The organism is Campylobacter sp. W0066.1 (genome assembly GCF_024723635.1).
Taxonomy (GTDB): domain Bacteria; phylum Campylobacterota; class Campylobacteria; order Campylobacterales; family Campylobacteraceae; genus Campylobacter_D; species Campylobacter_D lari_C.
The window spans coordinates 1-427 of the sequence record NZ_JANQCW010000054.1 but is presented as its reverse complement, the minus strand read 5'-3'; the positions used below and the strand labels follow the sequence as shown (position 1 = coordinate 427).

The 427-nt window shown below is 24.4% G+C and carries 1 protein-coding gene; it reads left to right on the top strand.

The genetic code is table 11. The features are described 5' to 3' along the window. Nucleotides 1-427: DUF2920 family protein (locus tag CAMP18497_RS08240; RefSeq protein WP_337213759.1), on the top strand; the 427-nt coding region annotated here is incomplete at both ends.

The following is a 427-nucleotide window of genomic DNA, read 5'->3' as shown; positions in this document are numbered from 1 at the left end:
TGAAAAAACACTATGGACTACAAACAAACAATCACCTTATTATTTTTCACCTGCTAGAAAACTCATTAGAGAAACACTAAATAAAGATCATCTAAATATACAAGCAAAATATCCAAATCCAAAATATATTGCTTATCATTCTAAATTTGATGAATATGTTCCTTTAGAAGAAAAAGAAGAATATATTAATATCTTAAAAGAACATGGACTTGATGTTGAATTTATAAAAATTATAGATGAAAAACAAATAGATGGTAAGTTTATTAAAAATCTAACTCATGGTATGGGTATACCTATGAAACTACTTATAAAAAAACACTTACCACAAATTCTGCAAGAACCCTTAAAAGATAAAACTTGTAAAAAAGAAATCTCATATAAGTGTGATGATTTAATATATACTTTTAAAGAGGAAAATAAACAGATT